The 4303-nt window shown below is 57.9% G+C and carries 5 protein-coding genes, 1 tRNA gene and 1 pseudogene; 5 read left to right on the top strand and 2 right to left on the bottom strand.

All coding sequences use genetic code 11. The annotated features are described in order from the left end of the window. Together NW841_RS12040 and NW841_RS12035 are read left to right on the top strand one after the other, a co-directional pair. The coding region (locus NW841_RS12040; RefSeq protein ID WP_414386577.1) for a ParA family protein at window positions 1–665 on the top strand (665 nt) is incomplete at its 5' end. Then, on the top strand, window positions 658–1302 hold the full coding sequence (locus NW841_RS12035) for a Rho termination factor (RefSeq protein ID WP_414386576.1): 645 nt from the start codon (window positions 658–660) through the stop codon (window positions 1300–1302). The genes NW841_RS12040 and NW841_RS12035, both read left to right, overlap by 8 nt. 37 nt (window positions 1303–1339) lie before the next feature. Here NW841_RS12035 and NW841_RS12030 read toward each other — a convergent pair whose 3' ends face one another. After that, window positions 1340–1894, bottom strand: coding sequence for a GDYXXLXY domain-containing protein (locus NW841_RS12030; protein WP_414386574.1), 555 nt, complete (start codon window positions 1892–1894; stop codon window positions 1340–1342). A gap of 130 nt (window positions 1895–2024) precedes the next feature. On the opposite strand from NW841_RS12030, the gene NW841_RS12025 reads away from it, so the two are divergent. Continuing rightward, window positions 2025–2096: transfer RNA gene (locus NW841_RS12025), tRNA-Met, on the top strand. A 113-nt stretch (window positions 2097–2209) separates the two neighbouring features. Here NW841_RS12025 and NW841_RS12020 read toward each other — a convergent pair. Next, window positions 2210–2392 carry a DUF29 family protein gene (locus NW841_RS12020; protein WP_414386572.1) on the bottom strand — a complete coding sequence of 61 codons (183 nt, stop codon included), beginning with the start codon at window positions 2390–2392 and terminating at the stop codon, window positions 2210–2212. Between the two features lie 425 nt (window positions 2393–2817). Between NW841_RS12020 and NW841_RS12015 the strand changes: the two genes are divergently transcribed. After that, entirely contained in the window at window positions 2818–3960 is a 1143-nt protein-coding gene (locus NW841_RS12015) for an energy transducer TonB (protein WP_414386570.1), read from the top strand. A gap of 162 nt (window positions 3961–4122) precedes the next feature. Continuing rightward, window positions 4123–4303 (top strand): annotated as a pseudogene (locus NW841_RS12010) (glycine cleavage system aminomethyltransferase GcvT); the annotation flags it as partial.

The following is a 4303-nucleotide window of genomic DNA, read 5'->3' as shown; positions in this document are numbered from 1 at the left end:
AGTGTTTAAAGGATCCCAGGATAGACGTCCACACGATTGTTCAGACATATAGGCTCAAGACACCTAAGGGAATAGTTTCCGTCTTCAACCTCATCCCAAGAGACCCTGAGCTGGAGAAACTGACCGACAGCGAAAATGCAGCCTATATCCAGAAAGGAACCAGGCGCCTTCGGGATCTGCTTGCCCCCCTTCGTCATGAGTATGACTACATCCTAATCGACTGCCCAACTCAATGGCTTTACTTCAGCCAAAGTGGACTTTTTGCTGCCGACGTTATTTTGATACCTACCCGACCTGACGATCTGTCTTCTTTGAATAATGCTGTTAGAGTAATTACCAAATTCATTCCAGAAACTGTTAAATCACGACACGACGGAGGCCCCATCGCTTTGCCTATCTTTTTTAATGGCGTCTCCTCGAAAAATCAAAACGCTACCAAACTGGCAAACGAAGAAATACAAAAGCTTATTAAGCAAGAGAAAGATATGGACTTAACCCCGTATTTCCGACCGCTCTTTAAAAAGGGCAATGAAGACAAATGCATTATACCCGACTATGCACTGATATCTTCTGCCACTTTTGATCGAATTCCTGCTGTCCTTAAGCACAAGAAAGTTTTAGAATACTACCAAAAGCTCGCCGGCGAGTACTTTATCGATGAGTGAGTTCTCCGATCTCGGCAAGCTGGTTAACTTACCCCTTGAGAGCATCATGCCTGCCGAGGGGTTTTCTGCTCCCTCTTTCCTGGTTACTGCAGCAGCCGCTCAGTTAAGGGCAACAGGAGGGCGCAACTGGGTGCCGCTGCTAGTGGTTGAAGCTGGCGACTACCAGTACAAGGCCATTGGCAACCATTTTGTCTATGCAGTTGCTCAAGAAGCAGGGCTGGAGAGGCTCTGGTGTATCATTGTTGACCCAGCTCCGGAGCAGGTGGAGCAGGCCCAAGTTCTCGCCAGAGAAAGGGTTCCGAAGGTCAATCTGACTGAGGCTTCTAGGGAAACTATCTTGGCTGCGCTGAGATACCTGGCTGAGCAGCCCGGCACTCCGCTTAAGGGAGTTGATGTAACCATTGCAGCCACGCGAATTGCGGAGGCGGATAGGAGCTGGTGGCAGGATCTAACTCCCATAACCAAGCTAGGATGCAGAATTACGCAAGGCAAAAAGTTGGATGCTCTGAAGGAGGTATTTTTCCTAGCTCCTACAGCACCACCTCCTAGTAAGAAGAAATCGTCTAAAAAAACCACGACATCCGCCAGCGTCAAGAAAACAAGCTCAAGTCGCTCGCGGAAAAAGAAAGAGGGCTAAAAGGGATCCTCCCCCCACTCCAGAACAAGGCCGGCCTTTAGTACCGCCGTTCCCCCGCCCAAAGACCCACCAGAGCTGCTTTGCCCCAGGGATCCACCTTCACCTCTGCCCGCAGGGTTTCTGGGCTGTGGCGGATTGCTTCTTCCAGAACCTCTCCCAGCGCTTCTGGAAGGAAAAACTCTTCGATCCCAAACCTGAGCTGCCACCCATCGAACCAACCCTGCAGGACAACTTCCCCAGGCCGCAGATCCCTGGGTCGGTCGCGACTGATGCCAACGGCCTGCCAAGGTTGAGCAGGATCCCCGGCAGGAGGGGCCAAGCGCAGGTAGAGGATCCCTGGCTTACCGAGCTCAGGGGACCAGCCAGGCAGTTTCTCCAGAGTGGAAAGTTGGGCAACGGCATAGCTCAAGGTTACGTAGCGGCCCCGCAAGGGGTCGTAGGGATCCCGAGGAGCAATTTGCAAGTAGATGGGGGTTCCCGTGGCAAGGGTGAGCGCCTTCCGGGTCGGCACCAGCGCAACCAGGCTTACCTGCAGCAATAGGGCCAACCAAAAGAGGGATCCCTTGGGAGGCCGAGGAGAGGGCGTGTTCATTACAGCACGGTTCTAGGCGGCTTGCTGGAACAAGTTACCCCAAGCTGTGGAGGAAGCTATGCCTGGGGGGATCCTCTTTCAGGGCAGACTTCCCAGCCATAAAGATGCTATCCTAGTTAAGCGTCTTCTCGGCTCAGTAGCTCAGCGGTAGAGCAGGGGACTCATAAGCCCTGGGTCGCGTGTTCAAATCACGCCTGAGCCATCTCTAGCAAGGCTTTGGTTGCAGCCTTTGGAGGACAGGTTGAGCTGGAGCTCTAGCTTTCGCTCTCAGGTTGCAAGAGGCGGCATTTCCAAGGGCGAGCCAAGCCCCTTGAGCTATCCCGATCCCGGATAAAAGCCGAGATCTAGCACCTGCTCAAGTGGGTAGGGACACTCGGCGGGCAGATCCTCTTCCGAGAGCGGCGTTTCTTTCACCACCAACAGGATCCCGTCTTGGTAAGCCTCTGGCAGAGCTGCCAAAAGCTCAGGCTTTAGCTTAATCGGCGGGAAGACCCGCACTGTATGGGTGAAGAGCCAATCAGTGTCGGGATGAAAGCCGTTCGTGCTACAAGTGAGGCGAACAAGTTCAATCTCTGGAGAGTTTCCCGCCGTGGGTTGCACCGTGGCAGCACGCTAAGACCTCTGTACCAACAAGTCTGGGAAGCGTGAAGCCCGTACGCTATCGGTTCGCGCAGCGTGGCGTCAGCCATGTTGTGTTGACTCAACGAAGATGAGTGCCGGGAGTTGTTCACAACTGCTGCTACAAGGTGGGATCCCTTCCCCAGCCGAAGGTACGCCTTTGCGCAGGAAGCCCAACCGCTCGGATGCTATAACACTACCTAGCGTGTAGCCTGCTTACGTCAGGGGGGCGAAGTCCTTTGGCTGAGTTTGCAGCAAAAGAACTCGCTGGGTGGAGGGGTTGGTAAGAAGGGGCAATCTTGGCCATGAGCAGCATCTGGGTTGAGCAGCGCCGCCGTGAGGAGGAAGCGCGCCATTTTTTTTGGATGGTGGCGCTGTCCTTGCTGCTGCATGGGCTGGCGCTGCTGGCCTTGCTCTACTGGAGTCGGTTTTGGCTTATTCGCGAGCCAGAACAAGAGGCCATTGAGTTTATCTTGCTGGAGCCAGAAGATCTCGAGCCGCCGGAAGCAGCAGAGCTGGTTTCAGAAGTGGATTCCCGCGATGGGGGCGAGCGGGTAGAAGCACCCCCTTCCCAGGGCAGTCCACCCCAATCCCAGGCTGCCCCCCAACAGGAAGCTCCCCCACCGCCTCCGCCCCAACCCCAGCCGCCACGGCCGCAGCCGCCTGCCCCTGTGCCACCCCCTGCCCCGGCGGAAGTTGCCCTGGCCACTCCTAGACCTACCCCACCCCCCACGCCAACTGCGCCTCCGGCTCCTCCTCGGCCTGCGGCAACGCCAACTGCAGCCCCACCTCCGCCCACCCCAGCCCCCCGACCCACTCCCACCCTGACCCCGCGGCCTGTGGCGGCTGCTCCTCCTGCCACGCCGGCTCCCACGCCTCCCCCCACTGCCGAGCCTCTACCCGTGCAGCCCAGCGAGCGGGCCTCGGATCTCAGCCAATTGCAGCCGGCTGCGCCGGCTCCCCAACCGACGACGGAGGTTCTCCCCGCCGAGCGGCCCTCCGATGCTTCCCAGTTGGGGCCGCCCCTGAGCGCTTCTGCTGCCAGTGAAGGGGCTGGGATCCAGGGCCAGGGAGCCAGCGGCTTGGCCAACCCCACCCAGTCGGCTCCCAACCCCCCCAGTGTGGCGGCGCGGGCGAATGTGGATTGGGGCCCTTGGCTGGCAGCTTTGCAGCGCAAGGTGGAACAAAACTGGATCCCGGGGCAGACTGGCACTTCCCGCCGCACGGTGGTAATCTTCACGGTGGGTCGGGGGGGCGAGCTGCAGAGCATCCGCCTGGCCCGCACTTCCGGCAGCCAACAAACCGACGACGCGGCGCTGACAGCCATCCAGAGAGCAGCTCCGTTTTTGCCCCTGCCTGAGGCCTACGAGGGCAACTCGGTGACGATTAACTTCACCTTCGACATCAATGTGTTGGGACAATTAACCGTAGGCGGGTCGGCTAACTGACAACGGCCCCACGGTGCTGCCTCCCAAAACGTCGCAGCAGAACTGCAGGGATCGCTCCAGCTTGTCAATTGCGGATCATGGTGGGGACAGAAGGCACTGGACAAGCTCGGAGAATCGGCGACGGTGCGTTTATCCTAGTCCTTAACCTTCAGAGATCCGTTGATGGGCACAACTTCCCTGCAGCGCACCCCCCTGTTTCCCTTCCATCAAGCCCTGGGGGCGCGGTTTGTCTCCTTTGCCGGCTGGGAAATGCCCCTGCAGTACCAAGGGGTGGTGGCCGAGCATCGAGCAGTGCGGGAGCGGGCGGGCGTCTTTGACATCTCCCACATGGGCAAGTTCGAGC

The sequence above is a fragment of the Synechococcus sp. H60.3 genome, assembly GCF_047462295.1.
In the GTDB taxonomy this organism is placed as follows: Bacteria; Cyanobacteriota; Cyanobacteriia; order Thermostichales; family Thermostichaceae; genus Thermostichus.
This window is presented reverse-complemented; position numbering and strand designations above follow the sequence as displayed.

What these genes read in the sequence shown, in the direction of transcription:
- NW841_RS12030 (WP_414386574.1), bottom strand. Translation starts at nt 1,894, where the DNA reads ATGAACACGCCCTCTCCTCGGCCTCCCAAGGGATCCCTCTTTTGGTTG.
- NW841_RS12015 (WP_414386570.1), top strand. Translation starts at nt 2,818, where the DNA reads ATGAGCAGCATCTGGGTTGAGCAGCGCCGCCGTGAGGAGGAAGCGCGC.
- NW841_RS12035 (WP_414386576.1), top strand. Translation starts at nt 658, where the DNA reads ATGAGTGAGTTCTCCGATCTCGGCAAGCTGGTTAACTTACCCCTTGAG.